The organism is Rhodobacter maris (assembly GCF_900217815.1).
GTDB classification, from domain to species: Bacteria; Pseudomonadota; Alphaproteobacteria; order Rhodobacterales; family Rhodobacteraceae; genus Rhodobacter; species Rhodobacter maris.
The window spans coordinates 1-24,500 of record NZ_OBMT01000007.1 but is presented as its reverse complement, the minus strand read 5'-3'; the positions used below and the strand labels follow the sequence as shown (position 1 = coordinate 24,500).

Here is a 24,500-nt window from a genome sequence, read left to right as displayed (position 1 = left end):
GGCCCCGATGTCGTTCTTCAACAAGCTCAAATCGCGGCTCACCCGCTCTTCCTCGAAGCTCGAGGAAGGACTTGACGCGCTGGTCGCCGAAGCGCCTGCGGAGCCCGACGAAGACATCGCGGCGGCACCGGAGACAACGCCCGGACCGGCCCCGGATGCGCCGTCAACATCTGCGCCAGAGCCCGCACCGCCCCCGGAACCCGAGCCGGAAATCGCGCCGGAAATCGCGCCGGAGCCCGAGATCGGCCCCGAGCTGGATCACGACATCGTGCCCGAACCGGGGACAGAGCCGCAGCTCGAACCGGAATCTGGTGCCGCCGAGGCCCTCCCCGGGCCGGGATCCGTTCATGAGCCCCCGCCCGAGCCGGAACTCGAACCTGCGCCAGAGATGGCGCCCGAGCCCGAGATCGCGCCGGACCCCACGCCCGAACGGGCAGGTGAAGCCGTCGCCGAGCCGGTCGTCGCGCCAGAAACCGCTCATGAACCTGAAACGGAAACCGGGGAAGCCCAGATTGAGCCGGACCCCGCGCCGGTGTCCGAACCGGAAGCCGACCCCAAGCCCCGACCGGCACCCGAGCAGGAATCCGCCCCCGAGCCCGAACCGGAGCCGGAGCCGGAGCCCGAAAAGCGGGGGTTCTTCGGACGCCTGATGGGCCGCGGCCCCGCCGCCCCCGACCCGGCCCCTGCGGCCGAGCCGGAACCGGCCCCGCAATGGGCTCCCCCGCCCGAACCGGTGGAGCCGGCGCCCCCCGAGGTCGCGCGGCCCGGCTTCTTTGGCCGCCTCGCCACGCCGCGCGCCGATGTGCCGCGCCGGGTGCTTGATGACGAGATGCTCGAAAGCCTCGAGGAATTGCTGATCGCCGCCGACATGGGGGTGGAGACGGCGCTGCGCGTCTGCGCCAACCTCGCCGAGGGGCGGATGGGGCGCAAGCTCTCGGTGCCGGAACTGAAGGCGCTTCTGGCCACCGAAATCGCGCGGATCATGGATCCGGTGGCCAAGCCGCTGCCGCTTTATGCGCGCAAGCCCCAGGTGGTGCTGGTCGTCGGCGTGAACGGCTCCGGCAAGACCACGACGATCGGCAAGCTTGCCAGCCAGTTCCGCGCCGCCGGCAAGAAGGTGGTGATCGCCGCGGGCGACACGTTCCGCGCCGCGGCCGTCGAGCAGCTCAAGGTCTGGGGCGATCGTGCCGGGGTGCCGGTGCTGACTGCGCCCGAGGGCTCGGACCCCGCGGCGCTCGCCTTTGACGCGCTCAAACGCGCCAGCGAGGACGGCGCGGACCTTCTGATGATCGACACCGCCGGGCGGCTGCAGAACCGCACGGACCTGATGGAAGAACTCGCCAAGATCGTGCGCGTGATCCGCAAGATCGACGACAGCGCGCCCCACAACACGCTTCTGGTGCTCGATGCGACCACGGGGCAAAACGCGCTCGCCCAGGTGGAGGTGTTCCGCAAGATCTCCGATGTCTCGGGCCTCGTGATGACGAAGCTCGACGGCACCGCGAAAGGGGGTGTGCTGGTGGCACTCGCCGACCGCTTTGGCCTGCCCATCCATGCGATCGGACTTGGCGAGCAAATTGACGATCTCTTCCCCTTCGATCCCGAGGAATTCGCCGCCGCCCTTGTCGGCATCGAGACCGAATAAGACCCGAAGGTGCTGCCCCCTCTTTGCGGGGGGCCACCCGTCCGGGATATTTGTACCAAGTCGACGCAAAACCCTTTCCCCGTCGACGTGACGCAAATATCCCGGGGGAAGTCGCGGCACGCGACGGGGGGCAGCGCCCCCCTCCCCGCCAGATCAGAGAAGACCCTTGCTCGACACCATCAGCGCCATTTCCGGAACCCCCACCGGACACAACGTGGCGATCGGCCTTGCGCTGATGGCCGCCTTTCTCCATGCGCTCTTCGGCGCGATGCAGAAGGGGCGTCACGACCCCTGGATCAGCCGCGGCGTGATCGACGCCTCTTACGGGATCATCGCGGCGCCCTTTGCGCTCTTCGTCGTGCCCTGGCCCGAGCCGCAGATGTGGCCGATCTTCGCCGTCGTCGTGCTGGTCCATATCGGCTACAAGCTCGCCCAGGCGGCCAGTTATACTCGCGGCGCCTATACTGTGGTCTATCCGGTGGTGCGCGGCACCGGGCCGCTTTTCACGGTGATCGGAGCGGGGCTTCTCTTCTCGGAGCATTTCACACCCGGCCAATGGGGCGGCGTGGCGCTTTTGGTCGGCGGTATCTGGGGACTTGCGCTTTACAACCTGCGCACCCTCACCGTGGGGCGCGAGACCATGGTCTCGGCGCTCGCGCTCGCGGTGCTGACCGGCGGCTTCGTTGCCGCCTATACGACGATCGACGCCTACGGCATCCGCGCCACGCCGAACCCCTTCACCTTCCTCGCCTGGTTCTTCTTCCTCGATGCCTGGTTCATGCCGCTGCTCACGCTGCGGCGCTGGCGACACATTCCGGCAGCCGAATGGCCCGGCCTCGTGAAAAGGGGTGTCTCGGGCGCGATCGTCGCCTATTTCTCCTTCGGCGCGGTGATGATGGCGACACGGATCGACCGGGTCGGCGAGGCGGCGGTACTGCGCGAGACTTCGACCGTCTTTGCGGCGCTGATCGGCTGGCTGGTGCTGGGCGAAAAGGTGGGGCCGCGGCGCACCGGACTGATGGCGCTGATCGCGCTGGGGGCGGTGGTGGTGGAATTTGCAGGCAGATGAGAGGGAGAGACGCATGGACGAGAGAAAACCGGTAGCACCAGCCCTGAAGGCCGCGCTCGATTTCGGCCCGCTTCTGGTGTTCTTTGCGGCTTTTTTCCTGTTCAAGGATCATCCGGTCACGCTCTGGGGCGAGAGCTACGGTGGTTTTGTGCTCGCCACTGCAATCTTCGTGCCGGTGCTTGTCGTCGCGATGGCGGCGCTCTGGGCGCTCACCGGGCGGCTTGCGCCCATGCAGATCGCCACGCTGGTGTTGGTGGTCGTGTTTGGCGGGCTTTCGATCTGGTTCAACGATCCGCGCTTCTTCAAGATGAAACCGACGCTGATCTATCTGCTTTTCGCGGGCCTGCTGGGGTTCGGGCTCCTGCGCGGCAAACCTTGGCTGCAACTGGTCATGGACGGGGCAATCCCGATGGCACCGGAAGGCTGGGTGATCCTGACAAAGCGGCTTGTCGCTTTCTTTGTCTTTCTCGCGATCGCCAACGAGACGATCTGGCGGTTGTTCTCCGATACGGTCTGGGTGAATTTCAAGACCTTCGGGCTGCCGGTTCTGTTGATGGGGTTCTTCGCCGCCCAAGCGCCGCTCTTCTCGCGTTTTTCCCCCGAGGAGGGGAAGAAGGAAGACTGAGCGCGGGCCAGATGTCCGGCGTTGCAGGGTCTTTCGCGCCGCTGAAGCGGAGCCGCCGGCAGGTCGCCTCGACCCCGCCGAGGCGACCCGCTGCATTTCACTCGGGCTGGCAGATCTCGCCGCGCGCGATCCCCAGAAGCGTGCGTCCGACAAGTCCGGCAATGACCACAACGAGAAGGCCGAGGAACCCTTCCGCCATCCACAGATGCAATTGCGAGCCGTCAAGCTCGGCATAGAGGAATGTGGCGATCGTCAGCGCCGCAATCGGAAAGCTGAGCGCCCAGAACGACATCGCGAAGGGAAGCCGCAGGATCCGCGGCAGCTGCACGGCCACGAGCGCGGCAAAGACATAGGCGAGCGAAAGGAGCACATGGCCCATCGCATCGACCTGCGCCCCCTCCCCCAGCGTCAGCCGCACCCAGGCGATGAACGCGACCGCCGGCGGCGCGATCATGATCACCAGCGTCGGCTGCAGGCGGCCCGGCAGCGGGTCATGGAACACCAGCCGGTTGAAAACGAGCGTGAGCAGGATCACCCAGAACATCATGCCCGCCGAGAAGAAGAGCCAGGAAATCTCGTTAAAGCCGAGGCCCGCGCCCGCCACCGGCACGATCACATTGCCCACCGCCGGAATGAACCAGGCCGGGTTCAGATGGCCGTGCTGGAAGCTGCGCGTGCCGATCCAGTTCGTCACCACGGCGAGCGTCAGCACGCCTTGCAGCGCTGTCCCCACACCCCAGAGCGCGAGCGCCGCAGGCTTCGAAACCGTCATCAATCCGATCGACATCAAAAGCATCGAAACAGAAATCGTCGGGAAGAAGGAGAGCCGGATCGGATGATGCCATTCCGCATGGACATGCTGCCAGTGCATTGCCGCCTTGGAGAGATAAAACGCTGAAATCAAAACAAAAACACCCACTGTCAGCGCGAGCGTGATCTGGTAGGGCAAGGGCCCGAGGCCAAGCGGCGCAGCCCCCGCGCGCAGCGCCAGCGTCAGCCCGCCCAAGCCCATCGTCGTGGCATAAAAAGTGATCGGGAAATGCGCCAGCCGGCTTTCGCGATGCGGCGTGACAATAGGGGTCTCTGTCATGAAGCTCCTCAATACCATAGGTTGCGGCCCCGCGGATGTCGGGGGCACTGGGATCGGACTGCGAGGCGCACCCGGCCCGGCGCCGGGGAGCGCGGCAAGCACGTGCCGCCGCGCGGCAGACCGTGCGAGCAGATACGAGCGGCGATTCCGCCGCGCCGAATGCGTTATAACATTGCGATTTCTGCATACAATAAAAGAAGCATCGTTCAGACATATTGACGCAAGGACGCTGTTTCACTGTCAATCTGGCCTGACATGACATATGTCAAATTAGCATCTGAGACATGTCTTACCCCCGCCTCAGCCCACCCCTTTGGGAAATTGGAGCCAGCATGCGACTGACGACTCGGACCAATCTGGCGATGCGCACGTTGATGTTCTGCGCCGTGAACGGCGACCGGATCGTGCGCAAACATGAGATCGCCGAAGCCTGCAACGCGTCGGAAAACCATCTTGCACAGGTGGTGAACACGCTCGCCCAACGCGGCTTTGTCGAAACCCAGCGCGGCCGCTCGGGGGGCTTGCGCCTCGCCCGCGACATGGATCAGATCGGCGTCGGAGAAGTTCTGCGCGCCTTCGAAGCCTCGCTCCCCTTCGTCGAGTGCTTCGATTGCGAGACCAATTCCTGCCCGCTCTCGGAGGCCTGCCGGTTCCGCGATGCGCTTGAGGCCGCGGTCGAGGCCTTCTATTCGGCGATGGACAAGCACACGCTGGGCGACATGGTGCGCGACAATGCCGCGCTTGAGCATCTGCTGCGGATGTCGGGCGGCCCGCGGGTCGGGCTTTGTGGCAGCCCGGCGCGCAAACGTACCCCGGCTTCCGCCCCGGCGCATCCAGCCAATCTCGACGCCTGACTCTCCCCGTACCTGACCCGGCACGTGAGTCGTTTTCCGCGGGATCTTTCGTCAGCGCGCGTTTCGGGCATTTTCTGAAAATCCTCCCAACCCCCTCAACTGGTTTGTCTTCTTGACCGGAAGAGAGGGGTTTGCGCTATCATTTCGACGGTGGCGCGGTTTTTCTGCCGGCCTCACGCAATGTCACGCGTCTGTCATTCATAGTGAATTGACCATGCGTCCAGATCGGGCTAGCTGCGTCATAGTGTCGCCACAATCGCAGCGCCCCCTGACGGGGCATGGTGACAGTCAAGAGGCACGACAAGATGCAAAATGGAATGCAGATGGGCATGAGCCCCGCCCCGCAGCAGGATGGCTTTCAGGCGCAGCAATCGAAGCCCGCTTCGGTGCAACAGCAAGGCTCGAGCACGAAACCGGTGCAACCGGGTGCGAAGATCACCGACTGGGCCTCGATCTGAGCCAAGTCTCGCGGGCGACCGTGCATCAGACCGATGGTCTGCGGCCCTGCGCCTGCCATGTTGATCGCGCAAGGATCCGACAGGCTTCGCGAGCCCCGGCATTCCCGGAGCATATTCTGCGTAGCCCAACCAAAAGGCCGCCCCGGAACCGTGGCGGCCTTTGTAATTTCGGGTGTCATTGCGGTTGCGCGACACAGCCCAGGACCGTCTGAACCGCAAGACCGTCTGAACCAGAGGAAGGCCGGCGACGCTCGCCGGCCCCCTGATCTCAGCCGACCAGTTCGAGGCCGGAGAAGAAATAGGCGATCTCGACCGCGGCAGTTTCCGGCGCATCCGAACCATGCACCGAATTCTCGCCCACGGAGAGCGCGAATTCCTTGCGGATCGTGCCGTCGGCCGCATTCGCCGGGTTGGTGGCGCCCATCACTTCGCGGTTCTTCGCGATCGCGCCTTCGCCTTCAAGCACCTGAACCACGACCGGCTCGGAGGCCATGAATTCGCACAGCTCGCCGTAGAAGGGGCGTTCCTTGTGCACTTCGTAGAATTTGCCGGCTTGCTCAAGCGAAAGCTTGATGCGTTTTTGCGCGACGATGCGCAGCCCGGCTTCCTCGAATTTCGCGTTGATCTTGCCGGTGAGGTTGCGGCGGGTGGCATCGGGTTTGATGATCGAGAGCGTGCGTTCGATGGCCATGAGGGAGAGCCTCTTTGGTTGGGGACCGGGAAGCGCCCTGAGGGCCTGCCCGCCGGTCGGGAAAGGGTCTTGCGCCTGCTAGCATGAGGCTGCCGCATTGAAAACCCCCGTGCGACTGCCGTTTTGGTCAGTCTGTGCGACAAATGCGCAAAGAAATGCGGCAGTGCCTATCGAAAAGGCAGTCCGGGCGCAGGTGCCCCAATCCACGCCGGCATTGACCTTGGTGCGCGGCTCGGGCAGAGGCAGGGGATGCTCACGCTCGACGCCATCACCTATGCGATCGAGGGCCGCCCGCTGTTCGAGGCCGCCTCGGCGCGCATCCCCACCGGCCACAAGGTCGGCCTCGTCGGCGCGAATGGCGCCGGCAAGACCACGCTCTTCCGCCTGATCCGGGGCGAGCTCGCGCTCGAATCGGGCGAGATTTCGCTGCCTGTGCGCGCCCGCATCGGCGGCGTTGCGCAGGAGGTGCCCTCCTCCGCCACCAGCCTGATCGACACGGTGCTGGCCGCCGATACCGAGCGCGCGGAGCTGCTGGCCGAGGCCGAGACGGCGACCGACCCCGCCCGCATCGCCGAGGTGCAGACCCGGCTTGCCGATATCGACGCCTGGTCGGCCGAGGCGCGCGCCTCGGCCATTTTGCGCGGGCTTGGCTTTGATGCCGAAGCGCAGCGCCGCCCCTGCTCGGATTTTTCCGGTGGCTGGCGGATGCGGGTGGCGCTCGCGGGCGTGCTTTTCGCCCAGCCCGACCTGCTCCTGCTCGACGAGCCGACGAACTACCTCGACCTCGAAGGCGCGCTCTGGCTGGAGCAATATCTGGCCCGCTATCCGCACACCGTGATCATCATCTCCCACGACCGCGACCTTCTCAATCGCGCCGTGGGCTCCATCCTGCATCTGGAAAACCGCAAGCTCACGCTCTGGCAGGGGCCCTACGACCAGTTCGCCCGCCAGCGTGCGGCGGCGCGCGCGAACCTTGCCGCGGCGGCGAAAAAGCAAGAGGCGCGGCGCGCGCATCTGCAAAGCTTCGTGGATCGCTTCAAGGCCAAGGCCAGCAAGGCGGTGCAGGCGCAGGCGCGGGTGAAGATGCTCGAGAAGATGGAGCCGATCACCGCCCCCGAGGAGGCGGCAAAGCAGGTCTTCACCTTCCCGGTGCCCGAACAGCTTTCCCCGCCGATCATCACGCTTGATGGCGCCGCGGTGGGCTATGGGGAAAAGCCCGTGCTGCGGCGGCTCAACCTGCGCATTGATCAGGATGACCGGATCGCGCTTTTGGGCCGCAACGGCGAGGGAAAATCGACACTCTCGAAACTGCTCGCCGGCAAGCTTGAGACCTGCGAAGGGCGGATCGCGCGGTCTTCCAAACTGCGCATCGGCTATTTTGCCCAGCATCAGGTGGACGAGCTCGACCTTGGCGCGACGCCGCTCTTGCACCTGCAGCGGCTGCGCCCGGAGGAACATCAAGCCAAGCTGCGCGCCCGGCTTGCGGGCTTTGGCCTGCTTGCCGATCAGGCGGAAACCGAGGTCGGCAAGCTCTCGGGCGGGCAAAAGGCGCGGCTCTCGCTGCTTCTGGCCACGCTCGATGCGCCGCATCTGCTCATTCTCGACGAACCGACGAACCACCTCGACATCGAGAGCCGCGAGGCGCTGGTGGAGGCGCTCACCGCTTATTCGGGCGCGGTGATCCTTGTCAGCCACGACATGCATCTGCTCTCGCTGGTCGCGGACCGGCTCTGGCTCGTGAAGGGGGGCGCCGTCGCCCCCTATGCTGCCGATCTTGAGGCCTACCGGGCCGAGTTGCTGGCGGGCGACCCCGAGGACCGGGCCGCCGCAAAACCGGCACCGAAGGAAAAGCCCGCCCAACCCTCGCGCGAGAAGATCCTCGCCCTGCGGGCCGAGGCGCGCAAATGCGAGGAGCGCGTTGAAAAGCTCTCCGAGATGCTCGCCAAGCTCGATGAAAAGCTCGCCGATCCGGCGCTTTACGAGGCCGAGCGGGCCACAGAGCGCAACAAGTGGCTTCTCAAGCATGCCGAGGCGCGCGAAGCGATGGGGCGCGCCGAAGAGCTCTGGATGGCGGCGCTTGAGGCACTCGAAACGGCGATGGCGGGCTGAGCGCGCGCTCTGGACAAGCGTCTTCGGCACGGCGAAAGTGGCGCAAAGGAGTGCGCCATGACCCGCAAGATCATCATCGATACCGATCCGGGGCAGGACGATGCCGTCGCCCTGCTGCTCGCGCTCGCCAGCCCCGAGCTTGAGGTGCTGGGGATCACCTGCGTGGCGGGCAATGTGCCGCTCGATCTCACCGCGCGCAACGCGCGCGTGGTCTGCGAACTGGCCGGGCGCAGCGATCTTCCGGTTTTTGCGGGTTGCGACCGGCCGATGGAACGCGCGCTCGTCACGGCCGAATATGTGCATGGCAAGACAGGGCTCGATGGCATCGCCCTGCCCTTGCCGCGGATGAAGCTGCAAGAGCGCCACGCGGTCGATTTTCTCATCGAGACCCTGCGCGCCGAGCCGCCGGGCAGCGTCACGCTCTGCCCGCTCGGGCCGCTGACGAATATCGCCACCGCCTTTGCCCGCGCCCCCGACATCAAGGAGCGCGTGGCGGAAATCGTGTTGATGGGCGGCGGTTTCTTCGAGGGCGGCAACGTCACCCCGACCGCCGAGTTCAACATCTATGTCGATCCGCAGGCCGCCGATATCGTGCTGCGCGCGGGCGTCGCCGTGGTGATGATGCCGCTTGATGTCACGCACAAGGCGCTCACCACCCGCGCCCGGATCGAGGCCTTTCGCAACCTCGGCACGCCAGTCGGCCATGCGGTCGCAAGCTGGACCGATTTCTTCGAGCGGTTCGACATGGCGAAATACGGCTCGGAGGGGGCGCCGCTCCACGACCCCTGCGTGATCGGCTATCTGCTCCAGCCCGACCTGTTCTCGGGGCGCCATATCAACGTGGCCGTCGAGACCCAGTCCGAGTTGACGATGGGGATGACGGTGGCGGATTGGTGGCGGGTGAGCCCGCGCAAGCCCAATGCGATGTTCATGCGCGATGTCGATGCCGCAGGCTTCTATGCGCTCCTCACCGAGCGGCTTGGCCGCCTCTGAGCTTGACCCGCCGCCTTCCTGCCCCAGATCCTTTCTCATGCCCCTGAATTTCGACAATTCCTACGCCCGCCTGCCGGAACGCTTCTTCTCCGCGCTGCCGCCCGTGGCCGTCGCCAACCCGGGCGCGATTGCGGTGAACCGCGCTCTGGCCGCCGCGCTCGGCTTTGAGGCCGACTGGCTCGCCGGGCCGGAGGGAACGGCGATGCTTGCGGGCAATCTTGTGCCCGAGGGGGCGGAGCCGATCGCGCAGGCCTATGCCGGGCATCAGTTCGGCGGCTTCGTGCCGCAACTGGGCGACGGCCGCGCGATCCTTCTGGGCGAGATCGTCACGCCCGAAGGCGGGCGGTTCGATCTCACGCTCAAGGGCGCGGGCCGTACGCCGTTTTCGCGCGGCGGCGACGGGCGCGCCTGGCTCGGCCCGGTGCTGCGCGAATATGTGGTTTCCGAAGCGATGGCGGCCCTTGGCGTGCCCACGACCCGCGCGCTGGGCTGCGTGACCACGGGCGAAACGGTTTACCGAGACGGCGTGCACAAGCCTGGCGCCGTGCTCGCGCGCATTGCGGCAAGCCATATCCGAGTGGGCACATTTGAGTATTTTGCCGCGCGGGGCGATGAGGATGCACTTGCAAAGCTCTGCAATCATACGATTTCGCGCCATTTCCCCGAGGATGACACGGCGCTTGACCTGCTCGCCTCCGTCACCGCGGCCCAAGCGCGGCTGATCGCGGCCTGGATGTCCTTTGGCTTCATCCACGGGGTGATGAACACGGACAATTGCGCGCTTTCGGGCGAGACGATCGACTATGGCCCCTGCGCCTTCCTGGAGGCCTATCACCCCCAGAAGGTGTTCTCCTCCATCGACGCGCGCGGCCGCTATGCCTATGCCAACCAGCCGCAGATCGCGCTGTGGAACCTCGCGCAACTCGGCTCGTGCCTGTTGTCGCTGATCGGCGCGGGCGAGCAGGCCGTCTCCGAAGCCCAAGCGGTGCTCGACGGTTTCGCCCCCGCCTATCAGGAGGCATGGCTCGCCCGGATGGGCCGCAAGATCGGCATCGCCCGGGCCAACCCCGGCGACCGGGTGCTGATCGAGGCACTCCTGAACCGGATGGCAAGCGAGGGCGCCGATTTCACGCGCACGTTCCGTGGCCTGAGCACCGGCACCGCGGCGCAGGAGTTCGCTGACCCGCAGGCCTTCGAGACCTGGGCGCCCGACTGGCGCGCCCGGATCGCACGGGAAAAAGACCCCGAAGCGGTGATGGCGGCGGCGAACCCGGTGCGCATCCCGCGCAACCATCGCATCGAAGAGATGATCGCCGCGGCTGTCGCGGGGGATTACGCCCCCTTCCACCGGCTTCATGCAGCACTCGCCGCCCCCTTCACCCCCGCGGAGAGCTTCGCCGATCTCGAGGCCGCACCGCGCCCCGAAGAGCGGGTGGCCCGCACCTTCTGCGGCACCTGAGGCGATCTTGTGGCGGATACAATCCGCCGCTTGCCCCGGCCCGCGCGCTCGGGCACATCGCCCGCATGGGACATGGTGTGGAAAATCTGCGCGGCAGTCTTCTGATGGTGGCGGCCATGGCCGGCTTTGCCCTCGAAGACATGTGCGTCAAGGCGCTCAGCCAACACATGCCGGTGGGCGAAGTGCTGGCCCTGATGGGGATCGGCGGCACGGTGATCTTTGCCGTGCTCGCGCTGCGCAATGGCGACCGGCTCTTGTCGCGCGACCTGCTGAACCCGGCCGTGATCGGGCGCAATTTCGGCGAACTTGTGGGCACGCTCGCTTTCGTCTGCGCCGTTGCCTTCACGCCGCTGGCCCAGGCTTCGGCGATCTTGCAAGCCACACCGCTCGCCGTGACGCTCGGCGCCGCGCTTTTTCTGGGCGAAAAGGTGGGCTGGCGGCGCTGGTCGGCGATCCTTGTCGGCTTCATCGGCGTTCTGGTGGTGATCCGCCCCGGCACGGCGGGCTTTTCGGTGCTCTCGCTCTTTGCCGTGGTCGCAGTCGTTGGCCTTGCCGCACGCGATGTGATCACAAGGCGCGTGCCGCGCTCCATCACCTCGATGCAACTTGCCACCTACGGCTTTGCCACCTGCATTCCCGCTGGCGCCGCCCTGCTCCTGCTGCAGGGCCCGCCGGTTCCGCTTTCCCTGAGCGATGTCGCGCAGCTTGGCGCGGCGCTTGTGGTCGGCACGGCGGGCTATTACGCGCTGATCGCCGCGATGCGGATCGGCGAGGTGGCGGTGATCACGCCCTTCCGTTACACGCGGCTGATCTTTGCCGTCGCTATCGGCTGGACCGTCTTTGCCGAACACCCGGATCAGTGGACCCTGATCGGCGGGCTCATCATTGTCGCCTCGGGGCTTTACACGCTTGCACGCGAACGCGCCCGGGCCCGCGCCGCCCGCGCCACTGCCGCGACCCTCGGCTGAGCCAAAATATTCCCGCAAAGTCCGTCGCTAACACCGCCGTTATCGCTATCATCACCCTTTTCGCAGCGGCAGCATGCGGCTATAGAGAGAGCGATTTTTCAATCAACGCCCAATCGGAGCACAGCCATGAGCACGATCATCGACATCCACGCGCGCGAAATCCTCGACAGCCGCGGCAACCCGACCGTCGAGGTCGACGTGACCCTCGAAGACGGCACCATGGGCCGTGCCGCCGTGCCCTCGGGCGCCTCGACCGGTGCCCATGAAGCGGTGGAACGTCGCGATGGCGACAAATCGCGGTACATGGGCAAGGGCGTCCTTGAGGCGGTGATGGCCGTCAATGGCGAGCTGGCCGAGAACCTCGTGGGCGAAGATGTCACCGATCAGGAAGCCATCGACAAGCTGATGATCGAACTCGACGGCACGCCCAACAAGGGCCGTCTGGGGGCCAACGCGATCCTCGGCGTCTCGCTCGCCTGCGCCAAGGCTGCGGCCGATTTCACCGCGCAGCCGCTTTATCGCTACGTGGGCGGCACCTCGGCGCGCATCCTGCCGGTGCCGATGATGAACATCATCAACGGCGGCGAACATGCCGACAACCCGATCGACATTCAGGAATTCATGATCATGCCGGTTTCTGCGGGCAATATCCGCGACGCCGTGCGCATGGGCTCCGAGGTGTTCCACACGCTGAAAAAAGAGCTTTCCTCCGCGGGGCTTTCGACTGGCCTTGGCGATGAGGGCGGCTTTGCGCCGATGCTCGCCTCCACCCGCGACGCGCTCGATTTCATCCTGAAATCGATCGAAAAAGCGGGCTACAAGCCGGGCGAAGACATCTATCTGGCGATGGATTGCGCCTCGACCGAATATTACAAGGGCGGCAAATACGAGATGAAGGGCGAAGGCCTGAGCCTGACCTCGGAAGAAAACGTCGCCTACCTTGAAAAGCTCGTGGGCGACTATCCGATCATCTCGATCGAAGACGGCTGCGCCGAAGATGACTGGGCGGGCTGGAAACTGCTCACCGACACGCTCGGCGGCAAGGTGCAACTCGTGGGTGACGACCTCTTCGTGACCAACCCCGAACGGCTCGCGCGCGGCATCAAGGAAGGCGTCGCCAACTCGATGCTGGTGAAAGTGAACCAGATCGGCTCGCTCTCGGAAACGCTCAAGGCCGTCGATATGGCGCACCGCGCACGCTACTCCAACGTGATGAGCCACCGCTCGGGCGAAACCGAGGATGCGACGATTGCCGATCTCGCCGTGGCCACCAACTGCGGCCAGATCAAGACCGGCTCGCTTGCCCGCTCCGACCGGCTCGCGAAATACAACCAGCTGATCCGCATTGAGGAAATGCTCGGTGAAACCGCCGAATACATGGGCCGCGGCATCCTGAAATAAGCCAGCGTCAAAGACAGGAGACCCCGCCGGGCCCCCGCCCGGCGGGGTTTTCTTTTGCCCGTGCGCCGCTACTGTGGCGCCAAACGGAGGATGCCATGAGCGACGCAGATCAGATCATCGACCGGCTGCGGCTGCAGCCCCATCCCGAGGGCGGCTGGTATCGGCAAACCTGGATCGCCGAGGCCGCGCCCGGCACACGCCCCGCGGGCACGGCGATCCTGTTTTTGCTCAAGGCGGGCGAGGCGAGCCACTGGCACCGCGTCGATGCCGCAGAGATCTGGCATTTCCATGCCGGAAGCCCGCTTGAGTTGCGCCTCAGCGCCACCGACGCCGGCCCCGCGCAGGCGCTCCGCCTTGGGCCCGATGTGCTGGGCGGCGAGGTTGTGCAAGGCATCGTGCCGCCCTTCCATTGGCAGGCTGCGCGCACGCTTGGCGCCTGGAGCCTTGTTGGCTGCACCGTCTCTCCGGGCTTCCGCTTCGAGGGGTTCGAGCTCGCCGCGCCGGGCTTCGAGATTCCGGGTTAGGCCTACCAGAAGCTGCGCTTGAAGAAATCCATCCCGTCGGCGAGCCAGCTTGCGGGCGGCAGATCGACGATGGCAAGGCCGATGAGCGCGGCAACGATGGCAAGGGCCAGCCCCACTTCGCGGCGGTGACACAGCGCATGCTCGCGCATCGACCAGACCAGATTGCGGATCACCGACCAGTGCAGCGCAATATGCCAACCCGCTGCAAACAGAAAGAATATCCCGAGCGTCAGGTGCAGGCGTTCCCATTGCACCCGGCTCAGGCCGATGAGCTGCCAGTGCAAATTGAGTGCGATCCGGCCCGAGGGCGCAATCGCCACGGCGAGGCCGGAGATCACCAGACCAAGGAATGTGAACCCCGCCAGAAAGACCGCACTCGCGCGGCTCGAAAACGGCGGGCAGGGCTTTGTCAAAGCTTCGGAAGCAGGATCACGCATCGCATCCTCCATGATCTTCCCTGATGCGATAATATAACGCGAAATACGGCCCTGTTCCGTCGTTTTCCGGCTCAACCCCCCTGCGGCACCGAGACGCGCCCGCCTCCGACCAGAGCGGCCACCCCGGTGGTGGAGGGCCCGGTTGTCGGCAGGCCGCGCGCCACCCGCACCGCAAGATAGGCAAAGGCCTGCGCCTCGAGCATGTCCCCGTCCAGCCCAAGATCCTCGACGGGCGTGACCGGGCAGGCCAGAAGCGCACCCAACTCGTTCATCAGCGCGTGATTGTGCCGCCCGCCGCCTGCCACGAAGAGCGCCGCCGGCGCCGTCGGGAAATGCTCGAAGCCGCGCGCCACGGCGGCGGCGGCACAGGCACAAAGCGTGGCCAGCGCATCGGCATCCTCAAGGGGGGCGACAATCCCTTGCAAGATCTCGTGGAAGTCGTTGCGGTCCAGAGATTTCGGCGGCATCCGCAGGAAAAACGGATGGGCGAGAAAGCGCGTCACCGCCTCCTGATCGACACGGCCGGAAAGCGCGAGCGCCCCGCCCGCGTCGTTTTGCAGCCCAAAGGCGGCGCGCATGTAATCATCGATCGGCGCATTGGCAGGCCCGGTATCGAAGGCCAGCACCGCGCCCGGCGCCTCGGGCCCCGCCGCACGCGGATCAACCCAGGTGACATTGCCCACGCCGCCAAGGTTGAGAAATCCGGCCGGTTCATCGAGCCCCGCCCATTGTGCGCAAGCGAAGTGAAAAAACGGCACGAGCGGTGCGCCCTGCCCGCCGAGTTCCACATCCGAGGAGCGGAAATCCCACACCACGTCGCGCCCCAGCACTTCGGCCAGCACATCGCCATCGCCCGCCTGATGCGTGCGGCGGGGCCCCGCGGTCCCTTGCGGATCATGCGCAAGCGTCTGACCATGAAAGCCGATCAGCACCGCTTCCGGGCAGGTGGCGAGCAGATCCGAAAGCACCTCGGCATGCGCGGTTTCCACCACTTCGGCCGCCGTCTCCACCCCCTCTTCGCCCGGCCAGAGCCCAAGCGCCGCCTCGATCACCGCGCGCTCGGCACGGCTATAGGGGCGGTAGGCGGTCGGCCCGAAATCCAGGATCGTCACACCATCCGTGAGAAGGGCGGCCGCATCAACCCCGTCCAGCGAAGTCCCCGACATCGCGCCCAGCGCCCAGACCGGCTCTGCCTTCAACATGGCTTCCCCTTTGGTTTTCTGGCCGATATACGCATGGCCAAGCCAGAGGAACAAGCACGATGACCTATCACCCGAAATCGGAATTCCTGCGCATCATCATCGAGCGCGGCTTCCTTGCCGATTGCACGGACCTGCAAGAACTCGACGCGGCCCTCGCGAAGGGGATGGTGACGGCCTATATCGGCTATGACGCAACGGCGGCCTCGCTGCATGTGGGGCATTTGCTCAACATCATGCTGCTGCGCTGGTTCCAGAAAACCGGCAACAAGCCGATCACGCTGATGGGCGGCGGCACGACGAAAGTGGGCGACCCGAGCTTCCGCTCCGAAGAACGCCCCCTGCTCACGCCCGAAAAGATCGACGAGAATATCGCCGGCATGCAGCGCGTGTTCGCGCGCTATCTCGACTATTCCGATGCCGGCAATGGCGCGCTGATGCGCAACAATGCCGAATGGCTCGATGATCTCAATTACCTCGAGTTCCTGCGCGACATCGGGCGGCATTTCTCGGTCAACCGGATGCTGAGCTTTGAATCGGTGAAGTCGCGGCTCGATCGCGAGCAGAGCCTCAGCTTCCTCGAATTCAACTACATGATCCTGCAAGCCTATGACTTCCTTGAGCTGAACCGCCGCTACGGCTGTTTGCTGCAGATGGGCGGCTCGGATCAATGGGGCAATATCGTCAACGGGATCGACCTCACGCGCCGCGTCTGCGACCAGGAGATCTTCGGCCTGACCACCCCGCTTCTGACCACCTCGGACGGCCGCAAGATGGGCAAATCCCAGGGCGGCGCAGTCTGGCTCAATGGCGAGATGCTCTCGCCCTATGAGTTCTGGCAATTCTGGCGCAACACCACCGATGCCGATGTGGGCCGGTTCCTCAAACTCTACACCGATCTGCCGGTGGAGGAATGCGAGCGGCTGGGCACGCTCGAAGGCTCCGAGATCAACGGCGCAAAGATCATCCTCGCCAATGCGGTGACAACGCTTTTGCACGGCGCCGAAGCCGCCGCCGCGGCGGAAGCGACCGCGCGCGAGGTGTTTGAAAAGGGCGGCGTGGGCGAGGATCTGCCGACGCTGAGCCTGCCCGCGGCGGAGCTGGCCGAGGGCATCAGCCTTGCGCAACTTGTGGTGCGCTCGGGCCTTGCCAAAACCGGCAAGGACGGCAAGCGCCTGATCGCCGAGGGCGGGCTCAAGGTGAATGACGAGATCTGCACCGACGCCGGGCGGATGTTCTCCGCCACCGATCTGGCCCAGCCGGTCAAGCTCAGCGCTGGCAAAAAGCGCCATGCGCTGGTGCAGATCGGCTGAGCGGAGAGAGGGGGCGCTGCCCCCTCTTGGCCTCTCGGCCAATTCACTCCCGGGATATTTTCCCAAAGCAGAAGGGCGCCCGTTTCGGAGCGCCCTTCTGGTTTCGACTTTGCGAAAATATCCCGGGGGGAGTCCGCTTGCGGAGGGGGGGCAGCGCCCCCCTGCCCGGCGGATCATATGCGCCTCACTCGATCGTGGCGCTGACGATGTAATCGGGATCCTCGACGAGCCCGTTTTGCTGCGGCGCGCCCTTCTTGATTGCATCGACCACATCCATGCCTTCGACCACATGGCCAACGATCGTGTACTGGCCGTCGAGATGGGGGGCGTCTGCGAACATGATGAAAAACTGGCTGTTGGCCGAATTCGGATCGGCCGAACGCGCCATCCCCACCATGCCACGGGTGAAGGAGCGGTTCGAAAACTCCGCCGGCAGATCGCCGTATTTCGACCCACCCATCCCCGCCATCGCGAGATCGCCGCCGCGCTTGCCGAACTGCACATCGCCCGTCTGCGCCATGAAGCCCTCGATCACGCGGTGAAACACCACGTCGTCATAGGCATGTTCATTGGCGAGCTGGGTGATCCGCTCGACATGCTGGGGCGCAACATCGGGCAAAAGGTCGATCACGACCTTGCCCGAGGTGGCGCCGCCGATCTCGAGCACGAGGTTCGGCCCCGGCCCGTCAGGCGCGGTGGTGCCGTCCTGCGCGAAGGCGCCCACCGCGAAACCGGTTGCGGCGAGCGTCAGAACGGTTGCGCCCAAGAGCTTACGCATCGGCAGCCACCTTGACCGAGATCATCCGGTCGGGCTTTGCCGGCGGCTCGCCACGGGCGATCTTGTCGACGAATTCCATCCCGGAGATCACCCGCCCATAGACGGTATATTGCCCGTTCAGGAAGTGGTTATCCTTGAAATTGATGAAGAACTGGCTGTTGGCCGAGTTCGGGTTCATCGAGCGCGCCGCGCCGAGCGTGCCGCGGTCATGCGGCAGCTTGGAGAATTCCGCCTTGAGATCGGGGTATTTCGACCCGCCGGTGCCCGCACGGCCCGGGTTATAGTCTTTCTCCATATTGGCGTTTTCCACATCGCCGGTCTGCGCCATGAACCCTTCGATCACCCGGTGAAAGGCGACATTGTCATAGGCGCCGTCGCGGGCAAGCTGCTTCATCCGCTCCGCATGCAGCGGCGCCACATCGGCAAGCAGCTCGATCACCACCGGGCCATCCTTGAGGGTGATGATGATGGTATTCTCGGGATCCTTGATATCGGCCATGGGGCTCTCCTGATTGGTCGGGGCCAATCTAGGGACTCCCTGCGCGGGAGAAAAGGGCAAAGCGCCGCAAGGTTTTCACGAGGGGGTGCGGCAGGGGGCGTTGACGAGGCCCTCACATCGGGGCAATTTTGCGCGAGCCGCGGGAGGCGAGCCCGCCCGCGCCCAGATCAGGAGAATGCTTATGGCTTGGAAAACGCTCGACCAGATGGATCTTGCGGGCAAGGTCGTCTTGGTGCGCGTCGATATCAACGTACCGGTGGAGAACGGCGTTGTGACCGATGCAACCCGGATCGTGAAAATCGTGCCGACGGTGAAGGACATCCTCGCCAAGGGCGGCAAGCCGGTCCTGCTCGCCCATTTCGGCCGCCCGAAAGGCAAGGTCGTGCCGGAGATGAGCCTCAAGCCGCTGGTGCCCGAGCTTGAAAAAGCGCTCGGCGTGACAGTGAAATTTGCCGATGACTGCATCGGCGGCCCGGCGAAAACCGCCGTTGCCGCGCTTGAGCCGGGCGAAGTGCTGCTTCTTGAGAACACCCGGTTCCATGCCGGCGAAGAAAAGAACGACCCGGAACTGAGCGCCGCGCTGGCCGCTCTGGGCGAAGTGTATGTGAACGACGCCTTCTCGGCCGCGCACCGGGCGCACAGTTCGACCGAAGGAGTCGCCCATATCCTACCCGCCGTTGCGGGGCGGCTGATGGAAGCGGAGCTGAAGGCGCTTGAGGCGGCGCTTGGCAACCCGGTGCGGCCAGTCTGCGCCGTGGTGGGCGGCGCCAAGGTCTCGACCAAACTCGACCTTCTGGGCAATCTCGTGAGCAAGGTCGATCATCTGGTGATCGGTGGCGGCATGGCGAATACCTTCCTTGTCGCGCAGGGCATCGACGTGGGCAAATCCTTGGCCGAACGCGAAATGGCCGAGACCGCGCGCGAGATCCTCGAAAAGGCCCATGCCGTGGGCTGTGCGATCCATCTGCCGGTCGATGTGGTGGTGGCGCGCGAGTTCAAGGCGGGGGCCGAGAACGAGACTGTCGCGAAGGATGATTGCCCTTCCGATGCGATGATCCTCGATGCCGGACCGAAATCGGTCGAAGAGATCGCCGCCGTGTTCGAAGCCTCGAAAACGCTGATCTGGAACGGCCCGCTCGGCGCCTTCGAAATCGCGCCGTTCGATGCGGCGACCAATGCGGCGGCACAGAAGGCGGCCGAACTCACCAAGGACGGCAAGCTCGTCTCGGTGGCGGGCGGCGGCGATACGGTGGCGGCGCTCAACAAGGCGGGCGCGGCGGAAGATTTCAGCTATATCTCGACCGCGGGCGGCGCTTTCCTCGAATGGATGGAAGGCAAGGAGCTCCCCGGCGTCGCGGTGCTGACGAAGTGATCCGGACCTGAACGGGGCGGGCCTTCAGGGGCCCGTCACGCCTCTTGCGCGGGCATATGGCGGGCGCGGGTTGCCGCGGCCCAGCGTGCACAGTTTTCCGCCATGACATCGCGGCGCCGCAGCATCGGCCGGACACGCGGCGCATAAACGCTCTCGACCCGTGCCCCGCCCAGAAGCGCGGGCGCCAGCGCCGGGCAGGCCGCGAGCAGATCGCGCAGCGCCCCCGCTCCGAAACTCGTGCAGCCGATCGGCCCGGGCCAGAAGCTTTCCGCCCAGAGGCCCTCCGCGCCGACCAAAGCATGGCGCGCGAGCAGCAGATGATAATAGCGGGCGCCCCGCCCGTCCTCGATCTGGCGTACCCCGTCCCATCCTGACAGAAGCAGATGACGCGCCCGCGCGAGCCGCTCCCCCGCCTCGGTGCGCAACAGCACCCCATGTTGCCCCGAGACCCGCAGCGGCCGGGTATTGCCCAGTGCGCCGATGCGGATCTCGATCGGGCGGCTCGCCGGATCGGCACGCAGCCGTGCCGCCCCGACATGGCGCTGGCCGACCCACAAGATCGTCTCCGGCGCGCCGTCGCGCGTGGTTACCCGGTCGCCTGCGCGAAGCCGCTCGATCGGCACTGGCCCGGCCGGGGTCGCAATCAAGGTACCCGAAAGAAAGCATGGGATTCCAATTGCATGGAGCGCGAACTTGCCGCTCACCTGTGCCGGGCTGATGCCCGTGAGCGTCAGGCTCTCGCCATTTGGAAAAAGCAAGATCGCGTCGCCCGTCCCGTCACCCGCCGTGTCGGATACGGTCACATCGCTCCAGTTCACCGGATCGCCGAGCTTGTTCGTCAAATCCGAGACATCGAGCTGATCGCTGGCATGCCCGCTGTCAGCGCCAGTCAGGTCGAAATCGCTCACCGTGTCTTGGCCGCTGCCATCCGCCAGCCCGAGCGTGTCAGCCCCGGTGCCGGAGACAAAAAGGTCATCGCCCGCACCGCCGGTCAGCAGATCATTGCCCGTGCCACCGTCGAGCCGGTCGGCGCCCGCGCCGCCGGTCAAGACGTCATTGCCCGCCCCCCCCGCGAGCGTGATCGCCCCGCCCGCGGCAGAAGCGTCGATCGTGTCGCCGTAACTCGTGCCGGAGATCGCCTCAACTCCGCTCACGATGCCGCTGGCGGTGCCATAGCTGTAGGAAAAGGTGTCCGGCGCGGTTGAGGTGAGGGTGACGCCGGTGCCCGCATCGCCCAGAAATTTCAGCGTGTCGGTGCCGGTGCCGCCAGTGATCGTGGCACTGCCATTGCCCGCCCAAACCTCGAAAAGGTCATTGCCTGCGCCGCCGTCGAGCGTGTCGGCGCCTGAACCGCCCGAGAGCGTGTCGTCCCCCGCCTCGCCATAGATTGCGTCGTTGCCGCCGTTGCCATAGGCGATATCATTGCCTTCGCCGAGCCAGACCGTCTCGGCCGCGCTGCCGCCATAGACGGAATCGTTGCCCGCGCCGGTCGCATAGGTGGAGGTGGTGGTGTTGTCATAAGTCGCCGCGTCGATCCAGTCGGCATATTGCGTGCCGACGATCCCCTCGATGCCGGTGGCGGTGCCCTGGAGCGTGAAGGGCGCGGGCCAGACCCAGTAGCTCAGCGCACCTGCGCCCGAATAGACCACGAAAGTGCCGGTCGTGGCGCCCGAATCGACATAGAATTCAATTGTGTCGGTACCGCCGTCGCCCTGGATCACGGTGCCCGCACCGTTGGAATCATAAACCCGGAACGTATCGTCGCCGAGCCCGCCCGCCAGCGTATTGGCCCCCTTGCCGCCGGAGATCAGATCGTTGCCCGCGCCGCCGGTGATCGAATCATTGCCGGTGCCACCCTCGAGCGTATCCGCCCCAGAGCCGCCGATGATCACATCATTGCCCGCGCCACCGCCCAGATAAACCCCGCCCGCATCGGCTGCGGCATTGAGCGTGTCGTTATAGGAAGTGCCGCCGATCCCCTCGATCGAGGTAAAGATGCCGCTGTCGGTGCCGGAGCTGAAGCTGTAACTGCCGGTGCCGGTGCCGGAATAGGTGACGCTGACGGTATAGGTGGCGCCGCTGTAATCGGAAAACCAGATCGAATCGTGCTCGGTGCCGCCGTCGATCGTCTCGTGGTCATGACCATTGGTGACAATGAACTCATCCGCGCCGGCCCCGCCAAAGAGGCAATCGCTGCCGGTGCCGCCAGAGAGCGTGTCATTACCCTCGTCCCCGTAGAGCGTGTCATTGCCCGGCCCGCCGATCAGCAGATCGTCGCCCGCGCCACCATAGACGAGATCATTGCCGGTTTCGCTGGCGTAATCGCCAAAGACGTCATTCCCGTCGCCCAACCGGACGGTATCGTTGCCCGCACCGCCCAGAACCGTGTCATCTCCTGCCCCGCCATAAAGCGAATCGCTCAAGGTGCCGCCGGTAACCGTGTTGTCGAGATCGGGGTCGGCAGTCGGCGTGTGGATCGTGCTGTAGCTCGGCCAGGTGGCGGCGGTGGTGGCCTCGTCATAAGCGCCGATCTGGAACGTCACCCCGGGGGGCAGTTCGCCGTCCGAAATCAGCCCGATCGGATAACCATCCGTCGCCCCGGTCCAGACATCCCAGACATGCACCGTCGAGCCGTCGGGCAAAACGAAGGTGGCGCGCCAGCCAACCCTCAGCGTGCCGGAATAAAGCTGTGTTCCCGACGCATCGGTGACGGTGCCGGTCTGCTGGGTCGTGTCATAAGTGCCCCAGCGTGACCCCGCGAGCGTGCTGTCGTCATCAGTGATCGTGAAGGTGATCGCATCGGTCGCGGCGTCGAAATCGGAGCGGATATGGAACGTCGATCCGATCGCCGGGCTGGCGCCGGTGTATTCGGAAATGCTGTACCCCTGAAAGGTATAAACGGTCATCCAGAACACCAAAAAAGTTGGCGGAAGATGCTGATTTTAAGGGCAAAACCGGAAAGAAAGGATTTACGCCCCCCAGATCAGGCGCCCGGATCTGGCGCGGTGGTGCCCCGCCCCGGGCGGTCCACCGCCAGCGAGCTGGGCCGGACGACGGGGAGGGACCGTCGTCCGATCCGGGATTGACTGGAACAAGCGCGCGCCCGCTAGAACAGGAAGGCGTCGATATCGTCGCTATCGGCGACAGGCGGCGGCGCGGCGTCTTCGGGCGTCTCCGGTGGCAGCCCGGTGATCCGGTCGTGGATCTGGCGCTCCTTCCGCATCGTGTACCGCGTGCGGATCGTGGCCAAAATCTCCACGGCCACCGCCTCTGCCCGGGGCGCCTCCGGCGGCCCCGCGGCCGCAACCACATCGGCGAGCCCCGCCCAGTCGCGCCCCCCCGCCGAAATCGCCCGGCTCAGGCGCGCGGTCTCGTCCAGGAGCGTGGCGGCGCGCGGGCAGGTCTCGGCAAGCACGCCGGTATTGGCCGAAAGCCGCCCCAACACCGCCTCGAGCCGCTGCGCGGCGGCAAGCGGCGCCTCGGTCAGATCCCGGCCCTCGAATTGCGCCGCGCGCCGACGCGCGGTCTCGATGGCGGTTTGCGCCCCCGAAAGGATCCGGCGCACCCGTGTCGCCGCGGCGCTGGTGTCGCGCGCCAGCCCGCCGAGCTCGGCGGCAATGACCCGAAGCCCGCTCGCCCGATCACCGAGCGCGCTACAACGGATCGCCATGTTCAGGCCCAAAAGCCGCACGTCGCGCTCGATCCGCTCAACCAGATCGATTTGCGCCAGCATCTGCCCCATCGCATCCGCAGCACTTTCGCTGAGCTGGCGCGCGCGGGCGCGGTTTTCGGCCTCCTTCTGCAGCAACGGTCCAAGCGATTGCAGATCCGCCGCAAGCGCCGCAAGCGCGGCGCTGCTGTCGGCGATTGAACGGCCGGCGCGGTCGGTGCCATCGCGCAGCACCTGCCCCGCATCCTCGCGCAAGAGCTCGACCGCCGAGAGCAGCGTGGCGATCTCTTCCATGAAATCCTCATTGGTGGAGGCAAGCTGTGCCGCGCCGAGATGCCAGAGCATCGCCGCCGTGGCCGTGCCCGTATCCTGCGCGTCGATCTGCGCGAGGATCGCCTCGACATGCTCAAGCCGTTGGCGCGTGCCGTCGCCCACCTGCGTCGCCACCACCGCATCGCCGATCCGTGTGCCGATCGTCGTGGCGAGGCCTGCCGAGCGGTTGGCATGTTCGGCCGCCTGCACGCGCTGCGCCTCGACAATGCGCAGATGTCCGTCGAGCCGGGTGGCGATCTCGGCCATGGTGCTGGCGTGGTCGCGGCCGAAATCGTCCTGCAACTGCACGCTGGCAGCCACTGTGCTGCTGACCCGGTTCTGCACCTCCGTGATGGTGCAAAGCGTCGTCTTGGCGCCGCGCGACATCTGGATCATCTCATCGGTGAAAGCCACCATATCGGTCTGGGTTGTGCCGAGCGCCGCAGCGACGATGCGGGCGTTGACGGCCACCAGTTCAAGCAGCCGGATCGCCTTTTCGGTCTCGTCGAGCGGATGGGCGAGCGCGCGGATGGTCTCGCCAAGCTGGCTGAAATCGGCATCTCCTGCGGAAACGGCGGTGATGATCGTGGCGACCTCACCGCGCAGAGCATCAATTTCGCGCACGGCCGAGAGGAAATCCTCGCCCTCGAATTCGGTTGCCATCGCACGATGCGCGCCCGACACGGCCTCAAGCAGCCGCGCGGCGGAAACGAGCCCGCCTCCCATCGCCAGAAAGGCCTGTTCGATCTCCCGGCGTGGCGCCGCGATCCGGGCGGCAAGCTCTGCCGGATCCGCGCCACCCTCTAATGCTGCGTCCTGTCCCTGCGGCAGCGGCCGTGCAAAGGGCGCGCTCATGCGGGTTTTCCCGCATCGAGCGATACCGGCCGGGCGTGCAGCACCGCTTGCGCCATGCGCGACAGCGGCAAAACCTGCGCGGCGGCGCCGCGCTCGATCGCTTCCTTCGGCATGCCAAAGACGATGCAGCTTTCTTCATCCTGGGCAATTGTCGTTCCACCTGCCTGACGGATTTCAAG

General features: G+C 65.7%; 22 protein-coding genes. 13 read left to right on the top strand and 9 right to left on the bottom strand.

What is annotated here, in order from left to right:
- The first annotated feature begins 7 nt into the window (after positions 1-7).
- The 3 genes from ftsY to CRO22_RS10785 all read left to right on the top strand — a co-directional run bounded on the left by ftsY (position 8) and on the right by CRO22_RS10785 (position 3,339).
- Positions 8-1,645, top strand: a complete 1,638-nt coding sequence (gene ftsY / locus CRO22_RS10795; protein WP_097070298.1) for a signal recognition particle-docking protein FtsY — start codon at positions 8-10, stop codon at positions 1,643-1,645.
- A gap of 166 nt (positions 1,646-1,811) precedes the next feature.
- On the top strand, positions 1,812-2,714 hold the full coding sequence (locus tag CRO22_RS10790; protein ID WP_097070164.1) for an EamA family transporter: 903 nt from the start codon (positions 1,812-1,814) through the stop codon (positions 2,712-2,714).
- A gap of 13 nt (positions 2,715-2,727) precedes the next feature.
- Positions 2,728-3,339 (top strand): inner membrane-spanning protein YciB, encoded by a 612-nt coding sequence (locus CRO22_RS10785; protein ID WP_097070163.1) that lies wholly within the window; start codon positions 2,728-2,730, stop codon positions 3,337-3,339.
- A gap of 97 nt (positions 3,340-3,436) precedes the next feature.
- On the opposite strand, the gene CRO22_RS10780 is transcribed toward CRO22_RS10785, so the two are convergent.
- Positions 3,437-4,429 (bottom strand): SLAC1 anion channel family protein, encoded by a 993-nt coding sequence (locus tag CRO22_RS10780; RefSeq protein ID WP_097070162.1) that lies wholly within the window; start codon positions 4,427-4,429, stop codon positions 3,437-3,439.
- 332 nt (positions 4,430-4,761) lie between these two features.
- On the opposite strand from CRO22_RS10780, the gene CRO22_RS10775 reads away from it, so the two are divergent.
- Entirely contained in the window at positions 4,762-5,283 is a 522-nt protein-coding gene (locus CRO22_RS10775; RefSeq protein WP_097070161.1) for an RrF2 family transcriptional regulator, read from the top strand.
- A gap of 305 nt (positions 5,284-5,588) precedes the next feature.
- Positions 5,589-5,741, top strand: a complete 153-nt coding sequence (locus tag CRO22_RS18870; protein WP_176518623.1) for a hypothetical protein — start codon at positions 5,589-5,591, stop codon at positions 5,739-5,741.
- A gap of 268 nt (positions 5,742-6,009) precedes the next feature.
- Here CRO22_RS18870 and ndk read toward each other — a convergent pair whose 3' ends face one another.
- Positions 6,010-6,432 (bottom strand): nucleoside-diphosphate kinase, encoded by a 423-nt coding sequence (gene ndk / locus CRO22_RS10770; RefSeq protein WP_097070160.1) that lies wholly within the window; start codon positions 6,430-6,432, stop codon positions 6,010-6,012.
- Positions 6,433-6,681: 249 nt separating this feature from the next.
- Here ndk and CRO22_RS10765 point away from each other — a divergent pair, with 249 nt between their 5' ends.
- The 6 genes from CRO22_RS10765 (at position 6,682) to CRO22_RS10740 (ending at position 13,886) form a co-directional block, all read left to right on the top strand.
- Positions 6,682-8,541 carry an ABC-F family ATP-binding cassette domain-containing protein gene (locus CRO22_RS10765; protein ID WP_097070159.1) on the top strand — a complete coding sequence of 620 codons (1,860 nt, stop codon included), beginning with the start codon at positions 6,682-6,684 and terminating at the stop codon, positions 8,539-8,541.
- Positions 8,542-8,598: 57 nt separating this feature from the next.
- Positions 8,599-9,534, top strand: coding sequence for a nucleoside hydrolase (locus CRO22_RS10760; RefSeq protein WP_097070158.1), 936 nt, complete (start codon positions 8,599-8,601; stop codon positions 9,532-9,534).
- Between the two features lie 37 nt (positions 9,535-9,571).
- On the top strand, positions 9,572-10,993 hold the full coding sequence (locus CRO22_RS10755; protein WP_097070157.1) for a protein adenylyltransferase SelO: 1,422 nt from the start codon (positions 9,572-9,574) through the stop codon (positions 10,991-10,993).
- A gap of 77 nt (positions 10,994-11,070) precedes the next feature.
- Positions 11,071-11,961 carry a DMT family transporter gene (locus tag CRO22_RS10750; RefSeq protein ID WP_176518622.1) on the top strand — a complete coding sequence of 297 codons (891 nt, stop codon included), beginning with the start codon at positions 11,071-11,073 and terminating at the stop codon, positions 11,959-11,961.
- 126 nt (positions 11,962-12,087) lie between these two features.
- The gene (gene eno / locus CRO22_RS10745; protein ID WP_097070155.1) at positions 12,088-13,362 is read left to right on the top strand and encodes a phosphopyruvate hydratase; all 1,275 of its coding nucleotides are present in this window, start codon (positions 12,088-12,090) and stop codon (positions 13,360-13,362) included.
- 95 nt (positions 13,363-13,457) lie between these two features.
- Entirely contained in the window at positions 13,458-13,886 is a 429-nt protein-coding gene (locus CRO22_RS10740; RefSeq protein WP_097070154.1) for a cupin domain-containing protein, read from the top strand.
- Positions 13,887-13,888: 2 nt separating this feature from the next.
- On the opposite strand, the gene CRO22_RS10735 is transcribed toward CRO22_RS10740, so the two are convergent.
- Together CRO22_RS10735 and CRO22_RS10730 are read right to left on the bottom strand one after the other, a co-directional pair.
- On the bottom strand, positions 13,889-14,323 hold the full coding sequence (locus CRO22_RS10735; protein ID WP_176518621.1) for a DUF4405 domain-containing protein: 435 nt from the start codon (positions 14,321-14,323) through the stop codon (positions 13,889-13,891).
- Positions 14,324-14,394: 71 nt separating this feature from the next.
- Positions 14,395-15,525, bottom strand: coding sequence for an anhydro-N-acetylmuramic acid kinase (locus CRO22_RS10730; RefSeq protein ID WP_097070297.1), 1,131 nt, complete (start codon positions 15,523-15,525; stop codon positions 14,395-14,397).
- A gap of 59 nt (positions 15,526-15,584) precedes the next feature.
- Between CRO22_RS10730 and tyrS the strand changes: the two genes are divergently transcribed.
- The gene (tyrS, locus tag CRO22_RS10725) at positions 15,585-16,835 is read left to right on the top strand and encodes a tyrosine--tRNA ligase (RefSeq protein WP_097070152.1); all 1,251 of its coding nucleotides are present in this window, start codon (positions 15,585-15,587) and stop codon (positions 16,833-16,835) included.
- A 184-nt stretch (positions 16,836-17,019) separates the two neighbouring features.
- Here tyrS and CRO22_RS10720 read toward each other — a convergent pair whose 3' ends face one another.
- Both CRO22_RS10720 and CRO22_RS10715 read right to left on the bottom strand, forming a co-directional pair.
- Positions 17,020-17,613 (bottom strand): peptidylprolyl isomerase, encoded by a 594-nt coding sequence (locus tag CRO22_RS10720; RefSeq protein WP_097070151.1) that lies wholly within the window; start codon positions 17,611-17,613, stop codon positions 17,020-17,022.
- Positions 17,606-18,112 (bottom strand): peptidylprolyl isomerase, encoded by a 507-nt coding sequence (locus CRO22_RS10715; RefSeq protein WP_097070150.1) that lies wholly within the window; start codon positions 18,110-18,112, stop codon positions 17,606-17,608. The genes CRO22_RS10720 and CRO22_RS10715 overlap by 8 nt, the downstream gene beginning before the upstream one ends.
- Before the next feature lie 181 nt (positions 18,113-18,293).
- Between CRO22_RS10715 and CRO22_RS10710 the strand changes: the two genes are divergently transcribed.
- Positions 18,294-19,484: a phosphoglycerate kinase gene (locus CRO22_RS10710; protein WP_097070149.1), complete on the top strand. Its 1,191-nt coding sequence runs from the start codon at positions 18,294-18,296 to the stop codon at positions 19,482-19,484.
- 35 nt (positions 19,485-19,519) lie between these two features.
- Here CRO22_RS10710 and CRO22_RS10705 read toward each other — a convergent pair whose 3' ends face one another.
- The 3 genes from CRO22_RS10705 to CRO22_RS10695 form a co-directional block, all read right to left on the bottom strand.
- Positions 19,520-22,390 (bottom strand): Hint domain-containing protein, encoded by a 2,871-nt coding sequence (locus CRO22_RS10705; protein WP_097070148.1) that lies wholly within the window; start codon positions 22,388-22,390, stop codon positions 19,520-19,522.
- A 200-nt stretch (positions 22,391-22,590) separates the two neighbouring features.
- The gene (locus CRO22_RS10700) at positions 22,591-24,321 is read right to left on the bottom strand and encodes a hypothetical protein (protein WP_097070147.1); all 1,731 of its coding nucleotides are present in this window, start codon (positions 24,319-24,321) and stop codon (positions 22,591-22,593) included.
- On the bottom strand, positions 24,318-24,500 hold a 183-nt coding region (locus CRO22_RS10695), incomplete at its 5' end, for a chemotaxis protein CheB (RefSeq protein WP_281254752.1). The genes CRO22_RS10695 and CRO22_RS10700, both read right to left, overlap by 4 nt.